Source organism: Methylophilus sp. 5, from assembly GCF_000515275.1.
Taxonomy (GTDB): Bacteria; Pseudomonadota; Gammaproteobacteria; order Burkholderiales; family Methylophilaceae; genus Methylophilus.
Genome location: NZ_KI911560.1, coordinates 12899 through 34836, shown reverse-complemented (window position 1 = coordinate 34836; position 21938 = coordinate 12899). Strand labels below are relative to the sequence as shown.

Annotated in this window: 20 protein-coding genes; 6 read left to right on the top strand and 14 right to left on the bottom strand. The window is 51.0% G+C overall.

The window, feature by feature from the left end:
- Positions 1 to 2: 2 nt before the first annotated feature.
- From iscR to METH5_RS0100135, 3 genes are all read right to left on the bottom strand, one after another.
- A complete protein-coding gene (gene iscR / locus METH5_RS0100145; RefSeq protein WP_029146578.1) occupies positions 3 to 473 on the bottom strand; it encodes a Fe-S cluster assembly transcriptional regulator IscR in 471 nt (156 codons plus the stop codon).
- A 136-nt stretch (positions 474 to 609) separates the two neighbouring features.
- Complete coding sequence (gene cysE / locus METH5_RS0100140; protein ID WP_029146577.1) at positions 610 to 1344, bottom strand: serine O-acetyltransferase; 735 nt, start codon at positions 1342 to 1344, stop codon at positions 610 to 612.
- Between the two features lie 54 nt (positions 1345 to 1398).
- The gene (locus METH5_RS0100135; protein WP_029146576.1) at positions 1399 to 2136 is read right to left on the bottom strand and encodes an RNA methyltransferase; all 738 of its coding nucleotides are present in this window, start codon (positions 2134 to 2136) and stop codon (positions 1399 to 1401) included.
- A 100-nt stretch (positions 2137 to 2236) separates the two neighbouring features.
- On the opposite strand from METH5_RS0100135, the gene METH5_RS0100130 reads away from it, so the two are divergent.
- The 5 genes from METH5_RS0100130 (at position 2237) to METH5_RS0100110 (ending at position 8323) form a co-directional block, all read left to right on the top strand.
- Entirely contained in the window at positions 2237 to 3052 is an 816-nt protein-coding gene (locus tag METH5_RS0100130; RefSeq protein WP_029146575.1) for an inositol monophosphatase family protein, read from the top strand.
- A gap of 919 nt (positions 3053 to 3971) precedes the next feature.
- Positions 3972 to 6518 carry a DNA mismatch repair protein MutS gene (mutS, locus tag METH5_RS0100125; protein ID WP_029146574.1) on the top strand — a complete coding sequence of 849 codons (2547 nt, stop codon included), beginning with the start codon at positions 3972 to 3974 and terminating at the stop codon, positions 6516 to 6518.
- 10 nt (positions 6519 to 6528) lie between these two features.
- Positions 6529 to 7122: a nitroreductase family protein gene (locus tag METH5_RS0100120; protein WP_029146573.1), complete on the top strand. Its 594-nt coding sequence runs from the start codon at positions 6529 to 6531 to the stop codon at positions 7120 to 7122.
- Between the two features lie 150 nt (positions 7123 to 7272).
- Positions 7273 to 7806, top strand: a complete 534-nt coding sequence (locus METH5_RS0100115; RefSeq protein ID WP_029146572.1) for a PEP-CTERM sorting domain-containing protein — start codon at positions 7273 to 7275, stop codon at positions 7804 to 7806.
- Positions 7807 to 7954: 148 nt separating this feature from the next.
- On the top strand, positions 7955 to 8323 hold the full coding sequence (locus METH5_RS0100110) for a co-chaperone YbbN (protein ID WP_029146571.1): 369 nt from the start codon (positions 7955 to 7957) through the stop codon (positions 8321 to 8323).
- Positions 8324 to 9158: 835 nt separating this feature from the next.
- On the opposite strand, the gene METH5_RS0100105 is transcribed toward METH5_RS0100110, so the two are convergent.
- The gene (locus tag METH5_RS0100105; RefSeq protein ID WP_029146570.1) at positions 9159 to 9623 is read right to left on the bottom strand and encodes an Lrp/AsnC family transcriptional regulator; all 465 of its coding nucleotides are present in this window, start codon (positions 9621 to 9623) and stop codon (positions 9159 to 9161) included.
- 163 nt (positions 9624 to 9786) lie between these two features.
- Between METH5_RS0100105 and leuA the strand changes: the two genes are divergently transcribed.
- Positions 9787 to 11472 (top strand): 2-isopropylmalate synthase, encoded by a 1686-nt coding sequence (leuA, locus tag METH5_RS0100100; RefSeq protein ID WP_029146569.1) that lies wholly within the window; start codon positions 9787 to 9789, stop codon positions 11470 to 11472.
- 37 nt (positions 11473 to 11509) lie between these two features.
- Here the strand turns inward: leuA and METH5_RS0100095 are convergent, their stop codons facing one another.
- From METH5_RS0100095 to METH5_RS0100050, 10 genes are all read right to left on the bottom strand, one after another.
- A complete protein-coding gene (locus tag METH5_RS0100095) occupies positions 11510 to 11857 on the bottom strand; it encodes a hypothetical protein (protein ID WP_029146568.1) in 348 nt (115 codons plus the stop codon).
- 73 nt (positions 11858 to 11930) lie between these two features.
- Entirely contained in the window at positions 11931 to 12818 is an 888-nt protein-coding gene (locus tag METH5_RS0100090; RefSeq protein ID WP_029146567.1) for a peptidoglycan DD-metalloendopeptidase family protein, read from the bottom strand.
- A complete protein-coding gene (locus METH5_RS0100085; protein WP_198290664.1) occupies positions 12815 to 13489 on the bottom strand; it encodes a protein-L-isoaspartate(D-aspartate) O-methyltransferase in 675 nt (224 codons plus the stop codon). The genes METH5_RS0100090 and METH5_RS0100085 overlap by 4 nt, the downstream gene beginning before the upstream one ends.
- Positions 13490 to 13494: 5 nt before the next feature.
- Positions 13495 to 14244: a 5'/3'-nucleotidase SurE gene (surE, locus tag METH5_RS0100080; protein ID WP_029146565.1), complete on the bottom strand. Its 750-nt coding sequence runs from the start codon at positions 14242 to 14244 to the stop codon at positions 13495 to 13497.
- Positions 14245 to 14341: 97 nt separating this feature from the next.
- Positions 14342 to 14701: a DUF2069 domain-containing protein gene (locus METH5_RS0100075; RefSeq protein ID WP_369758893.1), complete on the bottom strand. Its 360-nt coding sequence runs from the start codon at positions 14699 to 14701 to the stop codon at positions 14342 to 14344.
- Positions 14701 to 15426: a HugZ family protein gene (locus tag METH5_RS0100070; RefSeq protein WP_029146563.1), complete on the bottom strand. Its 726-nt coding sequence runs from the start codon at positions 15424 to 15426 to the stop codon at positions 14701 to 14703. The genes METH5_RS0100075 and METH5_RS0100070 overlap by 1 nt, the downstream gene beginning before the upstream one ends.
- 23 nt (positions 15427 to 15449) lie before the next feature.
- Complete coding sequence (wrbA, locus tag METH5_RS0100065; protein WP_029146562.1) at positions 15450 to 16040, bottom strand: NAD(P)H:quinone oxidoreductase; 591 nt, start codon at positions 16038 to 16040, stop codon at positions 15450 to 15452.
- A complete protein-coding gene (locus tag METH5_RS0100060; protein WP_029146561.1) occupies positions 16040 to 16864 on the bottom strand; it encodes an NYN domain-containing protein in 825 nt (274 codons plus the stop codon). Before METH5_RS0100060 ends, wrbA begins: the two co-directional genes overlap by 1 nt.
- A 16-nt stretch (positions 16865 to 16880) precedes the next feature.
- Positions 16881 to 20171: a translocation/assembly module TamB domain-containing protein gene (locus METH5_RS0100055; protein WP_029146560.1), complete on the bottom strand. Its 3291-nt coding sequence runs from the start codon at positions 20169 to 20171 to the stop codon at positions 16881 to 16883.
- The gene (locus METH5_RS0100050; RefSeq protein WP_232410874.1) at positions 20171 to 21928 is read right to left on the bottom strand and encodes an autotransporter assembly complex family protein; all 1758 of its coding nucleotides are present in this window, start codon (positions 21926 to 21928) and stop codon (positions 20171 to 20173) included. The genes METH5_RS0100055 and METH5_RS0100050 overlap by 1 nt, the downstream gene beginning before the upstream one ends.
- Between the last annotated feature and the right edge of the window lie 10 nt (positions 21929 to 21938).

Here is a 21938-nt window from a genome sequence, read left to right as displayed (position 1 = left end):
ATTTAGGCGGCAATGGTTGCTTCAGAACCACATTTTCTTGGAGAGAAGACCACGGTGCCCGCGCCTTTTTTGCGTTGCATTTCAACCATGTCTGCCAGGCTGACGCCGGATAAATAGTCAAGAATTTTGCTATTTAATGAAGCCCACAGTTCATGCGTCATGCAACGGCCTTCGTCGTGGCAGTTTTCGTTGCCACCGCATTGGGTGGCATCAATTTGCTCGTCCACGGCGGTAATAATGTCAGAGACCGAAATCTCATTGTGCGCTTTGGCAATGCGGTAGCCGCCACCTGGGCCGCGTACGCTGGAAACCAGGCCTTGCTTACGCAGGCGGCTAAATAACTGTTCAAGATAAGACAGCGAAATGCTTTGGCGCTCGCTAATGCCCGCCAATGTCACGGGCTTGTCTGCTTCGTAGAGCGCGATGTCCAGCATCGCGGTGACAGCAAAACGTCCTTTGGTGGTTAATCGCATCTTGAGATGACCTTTTAAAACAGAGGTGAATTGTATAATAACCTACTGTTTTAGTCAATTATTATGGCCGAAAAGTTCAGGGCTTGATTGGGCTGCCTGAGATTAACAAATACAGGCCAGTATGGCGGGTTGGTGGCTAGTCGGGTTTCTTGGCAAAGGCTTCGCCAACATTGTTGTCTGTTTCGGTGTCACTGAGTTTGGCTAGTTGCACTTTGAGTTCGGCAATCTCGGCCTCTTGTTTGTGGGCGTGATCTAGCAGGCTGTTGATCGCTTTGATCATGGGGTCGTTTTCATCGTTGCCCACGGCGTAGGCACTAAAGCCCATTTTTTGTGCTGCATCCTGGCGTTGCTTGGCTTTTTCTTCTTCTAAAATACGTGCGGGAATACCGACCGCGGTAGCCCCTTCTGGGACATCTTTCACTACCACGGCATTGGAGCCGATTTTGGCATTTTTACCAATCGTAATCGGGCCCAGTACTTTTGCACCTGCGCCAATCACCACGCCAGCTTCGAGTGTCGGGTGACGTTTACCTTTGTTCCAACTGGTGCCGCCTAACGTCACGCCATGATAAAGCGTGCAATCATCACCAATAACCGCGGTTTCACCGACGACGACGCCCATGCCATGGTCGATAAACACACGGCGGCCAATAGTCGCGCCTGGGTGAATCTCTATGCCGGTGATCCAGCGCCCAAAGTGGGAGAGGGCGCGGCCCAGCCAATACAGGCGATGACTCCATAACCAGTGGCTAAAGCGATGCAAAATCAAGGCGTGCACACCAGGGTAGGTGGTCAGAATTTCAAAATGGGTACGTGCCGCCGGGTCGCGGTCAAACACAATCGAAATATCTTCTTTGAGGTGCTTAAACATGGGCGCATTATGCCATTAAGTTTCGTGCGCGTCTAAAAACCGGCAGTGGTGTGATTAGTATTTGCTATGTTTTTTAGGGTTCACGGTCAGCGTCAAAATGCCGCGCAGCAAATTCACTTCTTCTTTTTCTAGGCGGGTACGGCCATACAGGCGGCGCAGACGTTCGAACAGTTTTTTTGGCGCACGTGGATTGATATAGCCAATCTCTTCCAGCACCTCGCGCATATGTTCATAAAAACGCTCCAGGTCTTCTTGTGTTGCCAGGTCTACCGGTTTTTCCTGATAGTGCAGCTCGCCGGTCGTGATTGCCATGCGGGTTTCGTAACTCATGATTTGCACCGCTTGCGCCAGGTTCAGCGACGTATATTCCGGGTTGGCCGGAATCGTCGCCAGTACATGGCAGCGATCAGCCTCGGCATTGTTTAAACCGCTCATTTCGGTGCCAAATACCAGCGCGACCTCACTATGGCTGGCGACGGACTTTACTTCCTGGGCTGCTTCACGCACCGTCATCACTTGTTGTGACAGTGAACGCTCTTTGCCTGTGACACCAATCACAAACTGGCAATCCGCCAGCGCTTCTTCTAGTGTGTCTGTGACCACTGCTGTCTCCAGCAAGTCGGCGGCATTGACCGCCAGCGAGTTCGCTTCAGCGTCTGGAAAGTGTTTGGGGCGGACCAGGTACAGGCGGCTCAACCCCATGGTTTTCATGGCGCGCGCGGTGGATCCAATGTTGCCAGGATGGCTGGTTTGGCAGAGGACAACGCGGATATTATTGAAGAGTGTGGTCATAAGATGGCTGATCGCGTGTCACAAAAAAAGTAATTCATTTTGTGAACGCCTGATAAAACGTTAAAATGCTATTTTATCAGTTGAACCTCGATTACACAGCATGCATCCTACCTTAAATGTTGCCATCAAAGCCGCGCGTGAAGCGGGCAAAATCATCAACCGTGCTGCACTCGATATTGGCGCTTTAAAAATTGAGCAAAAAGACACCAACGACTTTGTCAGTGAAGTTGACCGTGGCGCCGAGCAAGCCATTATTAATATCCTGAAAGATGCCTACCCCAAGCATGGTTTTTATGGTGAAGAAAGCGGTAAATCCAATACTGAGTCAGACAGTATCTGGATTATTGACCCGCTCGATGGCACCACCAACTTTTTGCACGGCTTCCCGGCCTACTGTATTTCAATCGCTCTGCAAGAAAAAGGCGTGTTGACCCAGGCGGTAATCTACGACCCGGTGCGTAACGACTTGTTTACCGCCAGCAGAGGCAGCGGCGCGTTTTTAAATAACCGTCGTATTCGTGTTACCCAGCGCACCAAATTGCAAGAGAGCCTGATTTCTACCGGTTTCCCGTTTAAAGATTTTAGCTACCTCGACACCTATATCAATATTTTCCGCGACATGGCGAAAAAAACCTCAGGTTTGCGTCGCCCGGGCTCCGCTGCGCTTGATTTAGCCTATGTGGCTGCTGGCTTTGCCGATGGTTTCTTTGAAATCAATCTTTCACCATGGGATATCGCAGCGGGCGCCTTGTTGGTACAAGAGGCTGGCGGTATTGTCGGCGACTTTGAAGGCAACGAAAGCTGGTTGCGTACGGGTAATATTGTGGCGGCGAACCCAAAAGTATTCGGACAAATGCTGCAAGTGATTGCACCGCATTTAACTGAGCGGATTAAGACACCGACACTTGAGTCATAAGTCTTTGCTCTTGTATTACATGATGAACCCGGACAGAAATGTCCGGGTTTGTTTTTTTGTGGTTGATGGGGTTAGAAGGGTATTTTTTTGGGTGTTTAGCTTTGATGTAACGTTGCTTTTCGCCTTTTAGGCGATCTTCTTATGCTTGCCCTTAAGAAAGTCGTGGGGCGGGCATTGATGCCCACGCGTTTGAGGATGTTTGGAAGGTTTCTTTTCGCTTTTACAGCGAGTTACTTTTCTTTGCTTGCCCAAAGAACAAGTAACCAAAAGAAATGCACCCCAGCTTCCGCTTGTTTCCTGTGCTACTCGGCTTGTCGGGCGTCCATCGAAACTCAACCTGGCAGCTCACACAAAGCGTGAGCTACTGCGGGATTCGGACAGCCGATGGCCGAAAGCTCCCGCCAATCCTGCGTTGCTCGGCGCGGCAGATGGGGACCCCAAACACCAGGTGAGCGCAACTATTCGTGAATTGAAGACAAAGAATTTCTTTTTTAACCGTTCCAACTTCCACACTGCTACTTAAATGAGAATAATCCCATCCCATCACGCTGAGTAGCGGAGACAAAATAAGAGTAGAGGGAGCGACTGTCTGAGCTCCGCGGCAGCTTGCGTAGTTTGCAAGCTGCTAGGGCGAGTTTCGTGACCGGCTTATTTTGTTGAGCAACGCAAGAGAGCCGCAGGCCGTGATGGCTGGGTGCCCTCTTTTTGGTTACTTTTTTGGGGCAAGCAAAAAAAGTAACTCGCCAACAAGGCGAAAAAACACTGCTAAATATGCGAAGCATTAAAAATTAATAGAATGATTTTCTTCATTATCATTTCCTTTACTTGCGAAAAAAGCATCTCTCCGCAAAAAAGCATTCTTTTGTTGTAAGATGCACTGGCTATTTATTCCAATCCATCTAAATCAAAGTTTCCCTGCATGTCCTTCGAAAACCACACCCCGATGATGCGTCAATACCTGGCGCTGAAAGCACAGTATCCCGATATGCTGCTGTTTTACCGCATGGGTGATTTTTACGAACTGTTTTTTGAAGATGCTGAAAAAGCATCGCGTTTATTGGGGATTACGTTGACCCGCCGTGGCACCAGCAATGGCGAGCCGATTAAAATGGCGGGCTTGCCTTATCATGCGGCCGAAGGCTATTTGGCGAAGCTGGCCAAAATGGGCGAAGCGGTGGCGATTTGCGAGCAGGTGGGCGATCCGGCCACCTCTAAAGGGCCGGTTGCGCGTGAGGTGACGCGTATTCTTACGCCTGGCACCTTAACTGATGCCGCTTTGCTGGATGAAACCCGTGATAACACTTTGTTATGCGTGGCAAAAGGCGAGGGCGTGCTTGGATTGGCGCGGCTCAATCTGGCTTCGGGCGAGTTTGTATTAAGCGAAATCGCGCCCGGGCATTTATCGCAGGAGCTGGAGCGTATTCATCCGGCCGAACTGGTGATCGCTGAAGATCATGTCTCTGATGTGTTGCAACAAACCCGTTGTGCCAAAAAACGGTTGGCACCATGGCAGTTTGATTCGGACACGGCTCAGCGCAGTTTGACCCAGCAATTTAATACGCATGACCTGGCAGGTTTTGGCTGTGGTGAAATGCCTGCGGCCGTCACGGCGGCGGGCGCATTGCTGGAGTATGTAAAACACACGCAGCGCACGGCGTTGCCACATATTGTGGGCTTGCGCGTAGAGCAAAGCAGTCATTATTTGCAGCTGGATGCGGCGACACGGCGTAACCTGGAAATTGATACGACTATCCGCGGCGAAGTGAGCCCAACCTTATATTCATTGCTTAACTCAACGCAAACCGCGATGGGCGCGCGTTTGTTGCGCCACTGGTTGCATCACCCTTTGCGTGACCAGGCTACGATTCAACAACGCCATTTGTCAGTAGCTGAGTTGTTGCAGCAGTTTCTTGAGAGTGGCTTGCAGCAGGCCTTGCACCCGATTGGTGATATTGAGCGCATGACCACACGGGTGGCGCTTAAAACGGCGCGTCCGCGCGATTTATCCGGCTTGCGTGATAGTTTGTTGCAGTTGCCCGCGATTACGATGACTCTGCCACAAGCCAGTGCAATGTTACTGCGTGGCTTGCTGGATGAGTTGCAAGTACCATCATCAGCATTGCAGTTGTTGGCACAAGCCATTCAGGCCGAGCCTTCAGCGGTGTTGCGTGAAGGCGGCGTGATCGCCAACGGCTACGATGCCGAGCTGGATGAGCTGCGTGCAATCCAGACCAATCACGGTGACTTTTTGCTACAATTTGAAGCTGCCGAAAAAGCGCGTACTGGCATTAGTAACCTCAAGGTTGAATACAACAGCGTGCATGGTTTTTATATTGAAATCAGTCGCTTGCAGGCCGAAAGTGCGCCGCCGGAATATCGCCGTCGCCAGACCTTGAAAAACGTTGAGCGCTTTATTACGCCTGAATTAAAAACCTTTGAAGATAAAGTGCTCAGTGCCAATGAGCGTGCATTGGCGCGCGAAAAAATGCTTTACGAGCAGGTGCTGGATACTTTATTACCGCACATCGCTAGCTTGCAGCGGATTGCGACTGCCGTGGCTACACTGGATGTGCTGGCCTGTTTTGCCGAGCGCGCACGGGCCTTGCAATATGTGCAGCCAGTGTTCCGCGCCGATAGTGGCCTTGATATTCAATCCGGCCGTCATCCGGTGGTCGAAAGTATTGCCCAGCCTTATGTCGCGAATGATGTGGTGCTGAATCCGTATCGCCAGCTGTTGCTGATTACCGGCCCAAACATGGGCGGTAAATCGACCTTTATGCGGCAGACTGCACTCATTGTATTGCTAGCCTATTGCGGTAGTTTTGTGCCAGCGCAAAGCGCAGTGATTGGTGATATTGACCGCATTTTTACCCGCATTGGTGCGTCTGATGACCTGGCTGGTGGCCGCTCTACCTTTATGGTCGAAATGACGGAAACCGCCAATATTCTTAATAATGCCAGCGCCAATAGCCTGGTGTTGCTTGATGAAATTGGCCGCGGCACCAGCACATTTGACGGTTTGAGCCTGGCGTGGGCCGTGGCTAAGCAATTGCTCGAAAAAAACAAATCACTCACCTTGTTTGCTACGCATTACTTTGAGCTGACGCGTATTGTCGATGAAGCCAAGCATGCCGCCAATGTGCATCTGGATGCGGTTGAGCACGGGCAAGGCATTGTGTTTTTGCATAAGGTAGAAGAGGGCGCTGCCACCATGAGTTACGGCATTCAGGTGGCACAACTGGCAGGCATCCCCAAGTCTGTGGTGCAACTGGCTAAGCGCAAGTTGCAGCAACTCGAAAACCAGACCATTGCTGCCACGCCACAAAATGACCTGTTTGCTGCCAGCCAGCTGCCAGAAGAGCCGCCACAGCATCCACTGGTCGCAGAGTTAGAGCGCATTCAGCCCGATGATTTAACCCCTAAGCAAGCGTTAGAGTTACTGTATCTTTTGAAAAAACAACTGTGAGGATTTGACCATGCAAAAACCTGCCATCACCCAACAAGCCATTCATGAACTGCTGGCTAACCGCTGGAGCGGCCGCGCCTACGATGCTGCTCAGCCTGTCAGTCAAGCGCAAGTCGTCAGCTTGCTTGAAGCCGCGCGCTGGGCACCATCTTGTTTTGGTGACCAGCCATGGCGTTATGTGTTCTGCAACAAGGCCGATAATATACAAGCGTGGCAGGCGGCGTTTGATTGTCTGGTACCCGGTAACCAGGGCTGGGCGGTCAACGCGCCAGTCTTGCTGTTGATTTGTGCAGATACCTTGTTCGGCCATAACGATAAACCGAATAAATGGGCCGCCTACGACACTGGCGCAGCGACTGAAAATCTGTGCTTGCAAGCCACCGCATTAGGTTTAATGGCGCACCAGATGGGCGGCTTTGATGCCGACAAAGCACGCGCCACCTTTAACGTGCCTGAACGCTACCAAATTCTGGCCATGGTCACGGTGGGTTATCAAGCTGCCGTAGAAGGTTTATCTGATGAAGATAAAGCGCGCGAACTGGCCGCTCGTAGCCGTAAACCACTGGAAGAGTTGTTTTTTAACGGGATATGGCAAGGTCAATGACTCGTCACATTAGCCCATTTGGGTAGATAAGCCGCTGATACATAAGATTGTTGTTGAGTTATTTTATGCGATGAATTAGGATGGCCCATCAATAAAGGTTTTAATAAAATATGCCTGCTAATGCAGGTTCATCGTTTGAGGAGAGATAATATGTTGATGTCACGCTTTTTCAAAACGCTAGTGGGTGCTGCATTATTTGCGGGTATGTCACTGGCAAATGCCGCGAGCTATACTTTTGTTGGTAGCTGGTCCGTGTATAACGATGCCGCTCCCTACTGGAGTGATAGTGCCTATAACTCCACTAATGGCCCGTTAGCCTACACCGCACAAGAAGCGGCTGCATTGTTGTTTGGTGGTTCTGCCTCTGATTACGTCATCAGTACAATTGATGCGTCAGTCGCAAACATCGACTACCAAGCTTGGTATGATGTGATTGGTTACGGCGGTGCTGTATTTGCGCAAGACTATAGCAACAAATTTAACGGCGCATATTATGGTCCTGTAGACTCATTCGTACAGGGTAACATCAACTCAGCTGCTTCTGCATTTGTGAGAGACAATGATGTGACTAGCCTGAACTATGCATTCAGAATCACGGCTGTGCCAGAGCCAGAAACTTATGGTTTGCTGATGGCTGGTTTAGGCGTAATTGTGCTGGTACGTAGAAAAAAATTCACTGCTTAATTTATTTGCATTTGAAACAAAAAAGTCGGCATTGCCGACTTTTTTGTTTTGGGGCATTTGCATCAACACCTGACGAAAATTTCTCTTGCAGCAAGTTTCGTCTGTTAAAATATGCCACATAAAAACAATTTTTTGGACTGGAGATAGTATGGCGGTTGTAACACTGACCAAAGATAATTTTAAAGAAACCATCGAAGGCAATGCCTTTGTGGTGGTTGATTTTTGGGCACCCTGGTGTGACCCTTGCGTAGCGTTTACGCCTACGTTTGAAGCCGCAGCAGCAAAAAATCCAGATATTGTGTTTGGCATGGTGAATACTGAAACAGATCCGGAAATTTCTGAGTATTTTGAAGTCAAACAAATTCCGGGTTTACTGGTGATTCGTGAGCGTGCAGGTATCCATGCGCAAGTGGGTGAGATTGGTGCACCGGCATTGGATGAGATTATTAAATGGGCGCGTGAGTTTGATATGACGGCGGTGAGAGAGTATTACAAGGCGGAAGACGCCAAGCAATAATCATTGATTGTTGCGTTTAAAAGGCCATGCATTGCATGGCCTTTTGCTTTTTGTGCGATTCGTACAGATTGTTCGTCATTCCGGTGTGGAGCGAGGCGAGGAGGGGGGTAAAAGGTTGTTCTTTGTTGGACGGTTGCTTTTCGCCTTTTCGGCGAGTCGTTGTAGGGTGGGTATGAATGCCCACGTGTTTGTGGTTGTTTGGTAGGTTGCTTTTCGCTTTTACAGCGAGTTACTTTTCTTTGCTTGCCCAAAGAATAAGTAACCAAAAGAAATGCACCCCAGCTTCCGCTTTATTCCTGCGTTGCTCGTCAAAGTGGGCGTCCATCGAAACTCGCCCTGACAAGCCACACACAACGTGGCTTGTTGCGGAACTCGAACAGCCGATGGCCGACTACCCCCACTTCGCCTGCGCTACTCGGCGCGTCAGATGGGGACCCCGAAAACCATGCGACTGCAACCGTTCGTAAATTGAATAAGAAGAATCTGTTTTTTGAACCGTCCGCATTTATGCAATGTGAGTTTGGCGAGATAAATCCCATCCCATCACGCTGAGTAGCGGAGGCGAAGTGGGGGTAGTCGGCCATCGGCTGTTCGAGCTCCGCGGTGGCTTGCGTCTTTTGCAAGCCGCTAGGGCGAGTTTCGATGGACGCCCACTTTGTTGAGCAACGCAAGGGAGCCTTTAGGCCGTGATGGCTGGGTGCCCTCTTTTTGGTTACTTTTTTGGGGCAAGCAAAAAAAGTAACTCGCCATCAAGGCGAAAAAGCATTCAATACAGAGTAGCCGATTCTTAGGGATCCAAGGAATCACTTTTATAAATATCCCTTATGCCCATATCTCAATCCACGGGCACTTTGGCTCGTGCCACTACATTCCTCAGCACAAAACTGGTATGAACCCCCGTAACTCCCGCAATCTTAGTGATTTTATGCAGTAATAAATGCTGGTAGTCGTCCATGTCTTTGACGACCACTTTAAGCAAGTAGTCCGATTGCTGGCCGGTAATCAGCAGGCACTCCAGCACTTCTGGAATCTGCGCGATGCTGTTTTCAAAGTTAGCGAAGCGCTCAGGCGTGTGTTGATCCATGGAGATGCCAATCAACGCCATCAGGCTAAGCCCTAGCTTTTTGGCATCGACCAGTGCCTGATAGCCAAGTATCAAACCTGCTTGTTCTAATGCTTTGACTCTTCTCAGGCATGGCGCAGGGGAGAGGCCGATACGGTCAGCGAGTTCCTGGTTGCTGATGTGTCCGTCAGTTTGCAGAATGCTGAGTATGGCTTTGTCGAACCTGTCTAATTTCATATAAATTTCAACTTTAATTTTATATTGAAATAATATTACAAAAATAATAAATAAATTGAAATAATATTTTTTAAATTGGCTATTTACGTGGAAATTAGCAATTTAATTTTTCGCCAAACCTCTATCATGTCTCCTGTCAAAAACAAAATCGATGGAGCACAGCATGCAGACACAATCCGCACAAAAATATCAGGCTTTTCCACCTGTGAATCTCAAAGACCGTCAGTGGCCGAATGCGGTCATTAGCCAGCCGCCGATCTGGATGAGTACCGATCTGCGCGACGGTAACCAGTCGCTGTTTGAGCCTATGGATGCAGAAAAGAAACTGCGTATGTTTAATATGCTGTGCCAGATGGGGTTTAAAGAGATTGAGGTGGCTTTTCCTTCGGCGTCACAAACCGATTTTAATTTTGTGCGCAGCCTGATCGAGGAAAAACGTATTCCTGACGATGTGACCATTGAGGTGCTGACGCAGGCGCGTGAGCACCTGATACGCCGCACCATGGAGTCAGTGCGCGGCGCGCGGCGCGTGATTGTGCATATTTATAATGCGATTTCGCCTACATTTAGAGACGTGGTCTTTAATATGAGCCAGGCCGAGGTGAAAGCGATGGCAGTGGATTCGGTACGCCTGGTGAAGGCGCTGGCGGCTGACATGCCTGAGACCGAAGTGGTGATGCAATATAGCCCGGAAACGTTTACCGCGACTGAGCTTGAGTTTTCTAAAGAGGTTTGCGATGCCGTGACTGAGGCCTGGGAGGCGACGCCGACACGCAAGGTGATTATTAATTGTCCGGCGACGGTAGAGGTCGCCAGCCCGAATGTTTATGCGGATCAGATTGAATGGATGCATCGCAATCTGGCACGCCGCGATAGCGTGATCTTAAGCCTGCATCCACACAATGACCGTGGTACAGCGGTCGCTGCGACCGAGCTGGGCATCATGGCGGGTGCTGACCGGGTAGAAGGCTGCCTGTTTGGACATGGTGAGCGCACTGGTAACGTTGACCTGGTGACAGTCGCGCTCAATATGTACACCCAGGGCGTGCATCCAGGCCTGGACTTTTCTGACATTGATGCCATTGGCCGCACGGTGGAAGAGTGTACGCAGATTGAGATACATCCGCGTCACCCTTACGCAGGTGACCTGGTGTTTACGGCGTTTTCGGGTTCGCATCAGGATGCGATCAAAAAAGGCCTTGCTGCACAGCAGGCGAATACGCGCTGGAACGTACCCTATCTGCCGATTGACCCCAAAGACCTGGGCCGCAATTATGATTCGATTATTCGCGTCAATAGCCAGTCAGGCAAGGGCGGCGTGGCTTACCTGATGGAGAGCCATTATGGCGTTGTGATGCCTAGACGTATGCAGGTTGAGTTTTCGGGCGTGGTGCAGCAATACACAGACCAGCATGGCAGTGAAGTCGGGCCCGCCGAACTGTGGCAACTGTTTCATGCACAGTATGTATCTGCCGTTGTGCCTATGCATTTTCAAGATTATCAACTCGAAACACACGCCCAAGGGCAAGCCATCCGTATGCATATTGCGGTTGATGGTGTGCCGACCATCGCCAGCGGGCATGGCAATGGGCCGGTAGATGCGGCGATACATGCGCTACAAAATATAGGTATACAGGTGCAGATACGTAGTTTTGAAGAGCGTTCACTGGGTGCCAGTGCGTCTGCCGGCGAGGCAACGGCTTGCGCTTTTGTCGAGGTGGTCTGCCAGGGCAAAGTCTGTTATGGCGTAGGGATGGATACCAATATTGTCACGGCTTCTATCAAGGCTATTTTTAGTGGTATGAACCGCTGCAGCGTGCAACCTGTAACACTGGCCAAAACGGCCTGATGCTTATCCCTGCCATGACAGCTGGCAGGGTCGTTTGCTACCAATGGCCTGTGCTGACCAGTCTGTAAATAAAGTAGGCGCCAATCAGCATCATGGCGTAAACGGGCAGGTTGCTGGCTGAGCGCCGTTGCTGGCTGCTGATGTGGGTGATGTAACGGTGAAATGCGAAAGCCGCCAGCAGCCCAATAATAGTAAGTACCATGTTGAGCGTTGAGGCCATCACCCATTGCACCCAGTCCATAGGCCCTTGATCGCTGCCAAATACATGTATGGCAATGCCGATAAAGCCGCATAGCATCAAGCCCAGGGTCAACAATGCCTGCACGATTTTCCACGGACTATCAGGGCGGATAGTCTGGTTTTTGCTGTAACGGTTTGGATCCATGCGAGATTCCTTTTAAGCAATAGGCGCATCAGCGCGATTAACTGCTTTCAAGCCCGCACAGAGGGCGCGGGTGTTAACTGTTATTGCCTATTGTAGCCGGATTATTTGGTAAATAGCTGGCCGGGTCTACCGGCTTACCTTTTTGGCGAATCTCAAAATGCAATACAGGTGATTTGCTATTGGCTGCAAGAGGCAGGTTGGCCAGTTTTTCACCAGAGGTCACAAACGCGCCTTCTTTGACCAAAGAGTTCCCTTGGTGTGCATACACCGAGAGCAGATTGCTGTTATGTTTGATGATGATCAGCTTGCCATAACCACGCACGTCCATGCCGCTGTAAATGACTTTGCCAGCCCCAGCTGCGTTAATCACCTGGCCTGGATTGCCGGTGATGTTAAACCCCTTGTTGGTTTGCGCATCAAAGCCGGTACTGACTTTACCGGCTAAAGGCCATTGCCATTGGATATCGCTATCGGCAATGGCTTCCAGGTCAGTGGCTGTTGTGCTTTTATCTGCTTCTGCGGGCGTGGGTGCTGTATTGCTTGGGGCCGTTGTCGCCTGGGCTGCATCGCCTGCACCATTGGTGTCTGGGCGGCTAATCGCAGAGGTGACGACTTCGGCGTCGTCTGGCGTGCTGGCAGCCTCATTGATTTTGTTGTTAGCCATGCCTGTGTTGCTGGTTTTTGCATTGAGATTCAATACCTGGCCAACATGGATTTCATACGGGGTTTGCAACTGGTTGATGTTGGCCAGTTTCATAAACGGAATACCAAACTTGCGGCCTATGCTGTACAGCGTGTCGCCTTTTTGCACCAGGTACTGATTAGCACCTAGCGTGGCTGGTTTGGTGTCATTAGTGACGGGGCTACTGCTGACTGGCGCACGGGGCATGGGTGAATTCAGGGCACAGGCCGCCAGTGTGCAGGCCGCCCCCCATGCCGTGAGCAAAGTGCGTAGTGTCATGATAAAGCGGTGCCTCCCAACAATGGAACAAATTTGACCGGCTCTAGCGCGGTTTGTTGTACGCCTTGCGCGGTGCGTTCGATCAGATGTAATACTTGCTCTGTGGTGCCTACAGGAATCACCATGCGGCCACCCACCGCCAGTTGTTCAACCAGCTCTGGTGGCACATGGCTAGCGGCAGCGGTGACCATGATGGCGTCAAACGGGCCATAACTTTTCAAGCCCAGGCTGCCATCGGCATGATCCAGTTTAACGTTGGTGCATTTTAGTGTCCGCAAGTGGTTTCTGGCTTTCATTACCAGCGGGCGAATACGCTCCAGCGAGTAGACTTCGTTACTCACGCGTGATAAAACCGAAGTCTGGTAGCCGCAGCCAGTACCGATTTCGAGTACTTTATTGGGCTGTTTGCCGTTGCGCAAAATCTGCGTCATTTTGGCCACAATATAAGGCTGCGAGATGGTTTGACCATAGCCTATCGGCAATGACACATCTTCATAAGCGCGAATAGACAGCGCCTCATCGACAAAAATATGGCGCGGAATATCGGCCATGGCGGCAATCACGACTTCATCGGTAATGCCTTGTTCGCGCAGGCGCGACAGCATGCGCTCGCGCGTACGTGACGAGGTCATGCCTATGCCGGTTTTGCTGGAGGTTCTTAAAATAGCCATAATGCTTAATTCTTGGCTTGCAGCCATTGTTGCATGGCTGCGATTTGCGAATGCTTGGTCAGGTCTACCTGAATCGGTGAGATGGAAACATAGCCTTGTGAGACTGCATAAAAATCAGTGCCTTCACCACCATCGTTTGGTTGCCCGGCGGCACCGACCCAATACACGGTTTCACCGCGTGGCGTTTGCAGTTTAATCACCGATTCGGCCTTATGGCGCTTGCCCAAACGTGTGATCTGGCGACCTTTAATTTCTTGCAATGGCAGATCTGGCACATTGATGTTAAGCAGAGTAGGCTCGGTAAATTCACTGTGGTTATATTGTTTGACCAGCTCGACCACGATTTTTGCTGCGGTTTCAAAATGCGCAGGCTGGTGTTGCGACATAGAAACAGCAAATGAAGGAATGCCTAGCAAATAACCTTCGGTTGCGGCAGCAACGGTGCCTGAGTAAATGGTGTCGTCGCCCATATTGGCACCATCATTGATGCCGCTGATGACCATGTCCGGCATGTCTTGCATCAAGCCGGTGAGCGCGATATGCACACAGTCGGTAGGCGTGCCATTAACATAGTAAAAGCCATTGGCCGCTTGTTTGACACTCAAGGGGCGATCTAGCGTTAATGAATTACTAGCGCCGCTGCGGTTACGCTCTGGGGCTACCACCGTAATATCAGCGATTTTACTTAAGTGCGTGGCGAGTGTGTTTAGGCCTGGTGCCAAATAGCCATCGTCATTGGATAACAGAATTCTCATGCCCGATATTATATAAGGTTTACCGGGCTTGTCAGCGTCCGTGCACGAAAGAATTTATGCTTAAAATAGCGCCATGATTGACACTGGCGCCGCTATTTCAAACAGGCTGGTAACGGCGGCCTGTGTATTTGGAGTAGACAATCACGCTGGCAAAGAAAATCAGGCTGAGTACGACTTCAACGGCCGCTAGCCAGCGTGATAATCCGGCCTCTGACCAGCACCTGACGGCACCTTCGGTGAAGTAAAACAAAATCAGCATGCCTGACCATTGATAGGTATAGCGTTTGCCGCGCAAAATGCCAAATAGCGGCAGCAGTAATGGCAGCGTTTTGAGAAACAGTAAACTACCGCCCGCCCGCAGCGGTGCCCAGAAAATCTCCCAACCCAGGCATAGCATAATCAGGCCCAGCAGGCTGCTACTGGCCGCGATGCGGCTCATCAATAAAAGTTGCGGCATTATGCTCTACCTGCTTGTGCCAGGGCGACCAGTGCCTTACGGGCATCCATGGCATTTAAAACTGGCTGTTCAAATTGAAAACGGAGCAGGCCCTGTGTTTCTTCGCCCTGATGATATTGCACATCAAAGCCTTCTGCGTCGAGGCCGACCATTTCGGCGTGATCGGCCGTCACGCCATGCACATGCTGGCAATATTGCAGCAGGCTGTCTTTGTGGTCTTCGTTCATGTGCGCGACGATGCCGCCTTCTTGTGCCGCGAGCATGCTGTCAGCCAGGCCGTCATTGAGCGCATTGCCTTCAAACCAGCCCATGCGGCCAAAGCCCGCGATGTAGCGCACTTGCTCAATCTGGATGCGGTAAAAGTGAAAGTCATGCATATCAAAATAACTTGCCGATTGCGGCAGATAACGTAAATAGCGGGCGCGCAGGTCTGCGTCCTGCTTGTCACAATACATCGCTTCGCCCATCAGAGTCAGGCGTGCATTGGCTTGCAAATCGTCAGCGCCAGAAAAGACCAGTAACGACACCTTGGCATTTTCGAGAATGTTTTTAGTGTGCTCGGCAATGGTGCTGATTAAAATCACTGGCTCGGCTTGTTGATTGCACACAAACGGCGCCACTGAGCCAAATGGATAGCCAGGGTATTTCATTGAGTGCGTCGACAAGATCGCATGGCGGGTTGAAAACAAAAACTGGCGGGCTTCATGGGCGAGGGCAGCAGACATACGTGACTTTTCCTAAAAAACGGTTATTGCAATTTGAGTGCGGTATCGGCCAGGCGTTTCCCCAGCGCCATGCACAATTTTTTTTCATCGTCTGATATCGGCTGGTCATCCATGGCGCCACCAATATGGCTGGCGCCATAGGGTGTGCCACCGGTTTTGGTGGTGCCCAGTTGTGGCTCAGAATAAGGCAGGCCCAGCAGCAGCATGCCATGATGCATGAGTGGGATCATCATGGTGATCAGAGTCATTTCATTGCCGCCATGCAGCGAGCCGCTAGAGGTGAAAACCGTAGCCGGTTTGCCGATGAGCGCGCCTTTTAGCCATAAGCCTGATGTGCCATCAAGAAAGTACTTCATCGGCGCTGCCATATTGCCAAAACGGGTTGGGCTGCCCAAGGCGAGTCCGGCACACTCTTCGAGGTCTTGCAGGGTGGCATAAGGCGCACCAGAAGCTGGGATGTCGGCCGCTGTTGCTTCACAGTCGGCAGAGACTTTAGGCACTGTACGCACACGTGCTTTTGCCCCGGCAACACTTTCAACGCCGCGTGCAATCAGTTGCGCCATCTCTTTGACGGCACCGCCTTGTGAATAATATAGAACAAGAATTTCTGTCATTATTTTTTTCGTTTATCTTTGACGTGTTGTTTTTTTGTGTCTAACTCAAACAAACCGATGGTTTGAATGAGCTCGCTAAATTTGGCATAGCCATAGTTTCTGGAGTCAAATGCTGAGTAGTTTTTAATGATGTGTTTTTTGACTTCACTCAGGTTGGCAAAACTATCATCATCAGACAGCGCCTCAATCGCCGAGCGTATCAGTGAGACCAGTTTTGTGTCCATTGCCAGTTGTTGTGAGGTTTTTTTGACCACTGGACTCAGCGCCACCAGCTCGGGTGCAGCGGCAGTATTTTTAGCTAAATTATCTGGCTTGTCCGCCATCGCTTTATCATTGCTGGTTAATGCAATGGCGTCTTCGTCGGCTTTTTTGTCTTGTGACAGAATCTCAATAAAGACAAACTGGTTACAGGCTGCACGTAGAGATTCAGGCGTTTTGGCTTCGCCAAAACCATACACCCGTTTGCCCGATTCGCGGAAGCGGATAGCGAGCCTGGTGAAGTCACTGTCACTGGAGACAATGCAGACGCCATCCAGGGGTGCAGTATAGAGTAAATCCATCGCATCAATAATGAGTGCACTGTCGGTTGCATTTTTGCCCTTGGTATTGGCATATTGCTGCATCGGTTGTATGGCGTGTTTGGGCAGTACCTCTTTCCAGCGACTGAGTTGGTGCTGGGTCCAGTCGCCATAGATGCGGCGTATGCTGGCATCGCCAAACTTGGAGATTTCTTCAAAGAGTGCATCAATGATGGGAATCACGTTAAACGTATTGTCCGCATCTATCAGCACGGCTAGTCTTGGATTGGTTTGGTCGGTGCTCATGCGTTTAAAGGCTCAATTAGTCAAAGCTAAAACCATAAAATACGTCTAGCGCGTTATCCGAACCGGTCCTGGTTTCGATCGAGATGCGCTTGGTTAGTTGATAGGTGAGTTTACCAACATTTAACAGGCCGACAATGCTTTTTTCGTAGCCAACCACCAGGTTGCGGTTAATCCGTTTGCCGACGCTCACCGCGTAATTGGTGGGCCCGGTGCCGCGTACATCTATGCTGTCGAGGCCAACGGCTTGTGCAATTTTGGTTTGCAGGGAGACTGAGTCGCCTTGGGATAATAGCGCGCCTGCCGCCACTGACAATAAGGCCATGTCGCTGCTACCCACTTGTGACATGGGTTGCCCCAGCACTAACAGCGAGATTTTATTTTCGTTGCTGGTGTCAGGTGTGGCGACCAGTTTTAATTGCGGGGTTTGCAGGCTGCCATTGATTTGTATGCCGACTTTAGTACTTTCTACCTGTCGTGTGGCGAGGAGATCGAGGCCGATATTGGGTAGCTTGCCGCTAAAAATCAGGCGGCCGGTTTCTATATTCAATGACTGGCCATAGGCAATATAGGTGCCGGTGATTTCCAGCGTGCCGGCCGCCGTGAGGTCGTCCAGCAGGCCATTAAGCTGCATATTTCCACTCAATGCACCGTTTAAACCTTGTCCGCGCAACATAAATTGCTCAGACTCCTTAAACGGTAGTACTAATGGTTTGTCGCCAAAGTCTATTGCAAAGTCTTTAAACACTAGGGTAGAGGCGGGTGCGGGCGCACTTGCTTGCGGTGACTCAATGATGACGTCTTCATCCAGCTTGGGTTTGTCTGCTTTGGGTAGCTCAAACAGGCCTTTATGAATCTTGAGGTTGCCGCTGAGTGTGGTTTGCCCGCTGGTTATACTCAGCTTGGTATTGCCGCTCAATTGTACCCAGCGGTCCACTCTGGATAAAGCCTGCAGTTTGTTGAGTTGCATCGCGGCATCCAGTTGCCAGCGGTCTTCTTTGAAAGTTAACAGGCCATTGCCATTGAGTTCTCCACTCTTGCCAGCAAAGTGTATTTGCTCAAATTTGACTTGATCATCAGCCAGTGTGGCATTCAGGTTGCCTTGCTCCAGCCACAGGCCTTGCGAGGGCATTTGCAAGGCAAGCGCCTGGCCTTGAATGCTGCCTTGTAATTGCGGCTTGGCGATCATGCCGCTGGCCTGGGCATTTATTGTCAATTGGCCAGCGGGCTGAATATCAGGCATGAGTTTGGCCAGCCAAGCCAGTTGTGAAATGTTGGCTTTGAGTTGTGCCGAGAGTGGGGCCGAGCGCTGAATAACCAGGCCATTTTGCGTGGGCGTGACGACGGTATTGCCTGTGAATTGCAGGTCTATCGCGTTGTCTGCGCGTATGTTGCTTTGTACGCTAATGCGATTATTTTGCGCCTGCATATCTGCTAATAGTGTATTAATGCCCAGCCCTTGCCAACGTGCCTGGCTATGGTCGTAGGTTTGCCAGTCGCCCGCCGCGCGTTCAAGGTGCAGTTTGCCATTGAGTTGTGCATCCAATGCCAGTTGCCATTGGGCCGAGACGCGCAAATGATCTGCGGGCAGGGCTTCTGACTGTTCGGGCAGCAGCCAGGCCATCACTGCTTGCAACGGAAACGCCTTGAGTGAACCTTGCGTGCTGAACTGTACTTTTTCGGCCGCTTGTTGTGTGAGCAGGTTGGCGGTTTTGGCCGGACGATAACTTAGCCGATCCAGTTGTAATTGACCGGCCAGCGCATGAATGAGCAGGTTTTGTAACTGAAAGCCTTGTTCGCTTTGCCAGCGCAGGCTGGCTGGTTGTGCCAGTTGAAATACTTTGCCATTGGCGTCTTGCAATTGCGTTAACTGTGCTTGCCAGGTGTTTTCTTGCCAACTGCCATCCAGCGCTAACAGCAGGTTACGCTGCAGTAATGCATCTGCATCATTCACTTTAAGTACCAAGTGATGCTTTGCCAGCGTGCCAGTCAGATTAAGCTCGGCGTCAATCGGTGGGCTATCTGTCCCATTGGCATTTTGCTGCGACAAGCCGCGTAGCTTGATATGGTTTTCGAGAGGGCCTTGTGACTGGTTAGCGGCTTGGCCTTGTGCCTCAACGCTAGCCAATGTGAGTCCTTGCGGCAGCTGCAATTGTTGGCCAGAGAGTTGATAAGTCGCGGCAAAACCGTTTGCGGATTGTTGCACAGTGCCAGCGCCTTTTACCTGGCCAGCAAAGCCTGGCATCAGTTGCGCCAGATTGGCTAAGGTTGCCTGCCAGGACAATGTGTTGGCAGAGGGTGTGGTCACCTCTTTAGCTGACTGCATGGTCAGCTTGTTTTTATCCAGTTGTGCCAATAAATCCAGATGCATGAGCTGGCTGCCTTGCAGGCTGGCGCTGCCGCGCACGATGAGCGGTTGCCCTTGCAAACGGCTATCTCCGGCATCTATGGTTGCCAGCATCTGGCCTTGTTCGGTCAGGCTGCCGTCGGCGACGATTGTTAAGTCCAACTGGCCAGCCAGTTGCGGGTGGATATGTTTGGCTTGCAATTGTTGCAGATGCAGTAATAAGTGACTGTTGCGTGTGTCATCCAGGCCAATACTAGCGCTGATTTGCAGCATGTCTTCATATTGCCCATTGGCGGGCACAATCGCGAATGGCCTGGCTTGTGGCTGGTAGTGATGGTTGGCCGCGATCTGCAACCGGGTTAAGTCACCATGCAGTTCGGTGCGTAGGTGATAAGGTAATTCTGAGTGCGTTTGTTGCAAGTCTAGCCAGCCGTTAAGCGGAAAAGGCGCTGCATTTTGCATCTGAAAATGCGTGCTCACCTGGCCCCATGGGCTGTTCGCTTGTGCAATGCGAAACTGCAAGGCTTGGTTGTCGGCATCGAGGTCAAACTGAATCTGCGTGATGTGCGAGGTGCTTGCACCCTGGATAATGGTGAGTTGATCAATCTGGCCCGAGAGCAAATGAAACGGCAGTGGAATGTTAATATGCGCTGGTAGCGGTGTTTGGGCAGACTTGGGCACTGGCGATAACTCAGCGGCAGGTTTAAAGCGCAAGGTGATCTGCCGCGCACGAAACTGCGACACCGTCAGTTCGCCTTTGGGTGTGACGCCTAAACGCATATGCGAGTCTATGCCTTCTACTTTCAGGATGGCATTACCAAGGTCAGTTTCAAACTCTTTTAAACTAGTCACCAGTAGCACGTTTGCCGCCCACACTATTTGCGGCGTGATGATCAATGACAAGCACAACACGCTGATGAGCAGTCTGTTGAGTAGCCGGTAGCAAGTGTGAGTGAGTGACATCAGAAATTCACGCCCAGGTTAAAGTGCAAACGATATTCTTTGGTTTCTTCGCCATAGGCGATATCTACGCCGACCGGGCCAATCGGGCTGCGCCAGCGCACACCCAGGCCGTAGCCGAAGGCTGGGTCATAGTCTTTCCAACTGTTGGCGGCATGACCAAAATCGACAAACATGGCGGCCCCCCATGAGGAGGTCAGCCATTGCACGATTTCGCTGCTGCCGGTGAGTAGCACACGGCCACCGACAATGGCATCGGCTTCTTTCACACCCAGCGACTGAAAGGCGTAACCGCGTACAGACTGGTCGCCACCAGCCCTAAACAAATAAGTGGCAGGCACGCTGCGTGCGCCTGTCACCGAGCCTACTTCAATACGGCCCAGCCATTGTGTGGATGCTGTCAGTGGGTAAAACGCCTGCAAACGGGCTTGCGATTGCAGAAAACGGCCGTCAGACAGTTTGTCCAAAGGTGCCAGTTGAAATTGAGTGTTCAATATCCAGCCCTTGGTCGGCGCCAGCGGATGATCTAGTTTGCGCATATTAAGGCCATAGGCCAGGGTTGCCGCTTTGTTAAATTGTGACGATTCACCATCCACGGTTAAAAATTCATACAGTAAATTAGCACCGACATATTGCTCGAAAATACTGGGTTGGCCCCAATAACGGCGCACCCCATTTTGTACGGCGGTGGTGATTTGTCCCTCAAGGTCAGTGCGTGTTACGCTGTTCTGGATGCTGTCTCTATAGCCTTTTTCATCGGTTAAGAAGGTAATGTTGGAGGTCACTGCTTGCAAGCGTTGCTCAAGTCTAAGGCTACTGTCCCACAGCAAACCACGATCAAACAGGTTGCGGTCTGTGTAGTTAAACACAATGCGTGCGCCGGTATTGGTGCTGGCGCCGACACCAATGCGCAGGGTGTTTTGCTCCATTTCGTGCACGGTGACGATGATGTCTGCACTCTGGTCAGCATTGAGTGCTTCGGTCTTGGCGACGACATCCACCGAGCGGAATTTGCCGGTGGCCATAAAACTGTTTTGCAAATTGAGTAAATCTGCCTGGCGATAAGGTGCACTGGTTTTTAGTGTGTTGAGTGGGCGCACCAGCGATTCTTGATAATGTTGCAGGCCATGAATTTGGACCGCGCCAATACGCACCGCAGGCCCTGAGTCTAGCGTCAGGGTAATCAACACTTCTTGCGTTTGCGGATTGACCATGGCCTGCGACTTGGTGATTTTTGCATTAGGAAATTCTGCACGCAGCAGTGTCGCCAGTAACTCGCGCTTGGCGCTGCTCCAGCTTTGCTGGGTAAACACACTGTTAACCGGCAACGGCCAGCTTTTTTGTGCGGCTTCTAAGGTTGATTGGTGGCTGGCTTGCTCAATTTCGCCGGTAATGGCTACATTGACCTGGCTGACTTTGGCTTGCGGCGGCAGCTTGATGCGAAATTCGGCCAGGTTGGCTACAGGCTGATAGCTCAGTGTTTTTGTTTTGAAGTAGCCTTCAGTGGCCAGTAAGTCGGCGATTTCTTGCGGTGTTTTTTGTACCAGTCGGCGCCATTCGCTGTCGTTCATGCGCGGGTTTTGCATGGCTTCGTGTATGGTCAGGTGTTTTTGCAACAGCTCGCGCAGTGCTGAGGTATCTTCTGGGGGCGTATCGTTGGTGAGCGAAAAGCGTGTCTGGTAGGTGTTGCCTGTTTTGACCTCAAACCAGGGCGCGTCTTGTGCCTGGCAGGCGGTGGTCAGCACTAGCAAGGCTAGCACAACGTGCGTG

What these genes read in the sequence shown, in the direction of transcription:
- iscR (WP_029146578.1), bottom strand. Translation starts at nt 473, where the DNA reads ATGCGATTAACCACCAAAGGACGTTTTGCTGTCACCGCGATGCTGGAC.
- cysE (WP_029146577.1), bottom strand. Translation starts at nt 1,344, where the DNA reads ATGTTTAAGCACCTCAAAGAAGATATTTCGATTGTGTTTGACCGCGAC.
- METH5_RS0100135 (WP_029146576.1), bottom strand. Translation starts at nt 2,136, where the DNA reads ATGACCACACTCTTCAATAATATCCGCGTTGTCCTCTGCCAAACCAGC.
- METH5_RS0100130 (WP_029146575.1), top strand. Translation starts at nt 2,237, where the DNA reads ATGCATCCTACCTTAAATGTTGCCATCAAAGCCGCGCGTGAAGCGGGC.
- mutS (WP_029146574.1), top strand. Translation starts at nt 3,972, where the DNA reads ATGTCCTTCGAAAACCACACCCCGATGATGCGTCAATACCTGGCGCTG.
- METH5_RS0100120 (WP_029146573.1), top strand. Translation starts at nt 6,529, where the DNA reads ATGCAAAAACCTGCCATCACCCAACAAGCCATTCATGAACTGCTGGCT.
- METH5_RS0100115 (WP_029146572.1), top strand. Translation starts at nt 7,273, where the DNA reads ATGTTGATGTCACGCTTTTTCAAAACGCTAGTGGGTGCTGCATTATTT.
- METH5_RS0100110 (WP_029146571.1), top strand. Translation starts at nt 7,955, where the DNA reads ATGGCGGTTGTAACACTGACCAAAGATAATTTTAAAGAAACCATCGAA.
- METH5_RS0100105 (WP_029146570.1), bottom strand. Translation starts at nt 9,623, where the DNA reads ATGAAATTAGACAGGTTCGACAAAGCCATACTCAGCATTCTGCAAACT.
- leuA (WP_029146569.1), top strand. Translation starts at nt 9,787, where the DNA reads ATGCAGACACAATCCGCACAAAAATATCAGGCTTTTCCACCTGTGAAT.
- METH5_RS0100095 (WP_029146568.1), bottom strand. Translation starts at nt 11,857, where the DNA reads ATGGATCCAAACCGTTACAGCAAAAACCAGACTATCCGCCCTGATAGT.
- METH5_RS0100090 (WP_029146567.1), bottom strand. Translation starts at nt 12,818, where the DNA reads ATGACACTACGCACTTTGCTCACGGCATGGGGGGCGGCCTGCACACTG.
- METH5_RS0100085 (WP_198290664.1), bottom strand. Translation starts at nt 13,489, where the DNA reads ATGGCTATTTTAAGAACCTCCAGCAAAACCGGCATAGGCATGACCTCG.
- surE (WP_029146565.1), bottom strand. Translation starts at nt 14,244, where the DNA reads ATGAGAATTCTGTTATCCAATGACGATGGCTATTTGGCACCAGGCCTA.
- METH5_RS0100075 (WP_369758893.1), bottom strand. Translation starts at nt 14,701, where the DNA reads ATGCCGCAACTTTTATTGATGAGCCGCATCGCGGCCAGTAGCAGCCTG.
- METH5_RS0100070 (WP_029146563.1), bottom strand. Translation starts at nt 15,426, where the DNA reads ATGTCTGCTGCCCTCGCCCATGAAGCCCGCCAGTTTTTGTTTTCAACC.
- wrbA (WP_029146562.1), bottom strand. Translation starts at nt 16,040, where the DNA reads ATGACAGAAATTCTTGTTCTATATTATTCACAAGGCGGTGCCGTCAAA.
- METH5_RS0100060 (WP_029146561.1), bottom strand. Translation starts at nt 16,864, where the DNA reads ATGAGCACCGACCAAACCAATCCAAGACTAGCCGTGCTGATAGATGCG.
- METH5_RS0100055 (WP_029146560.1), bottom strand. Translation starts at nt 20,171, where the DNA reads ATGTCACTCACTCACACTTGCTACCGGCTACTCAACAGACTGCTCATC.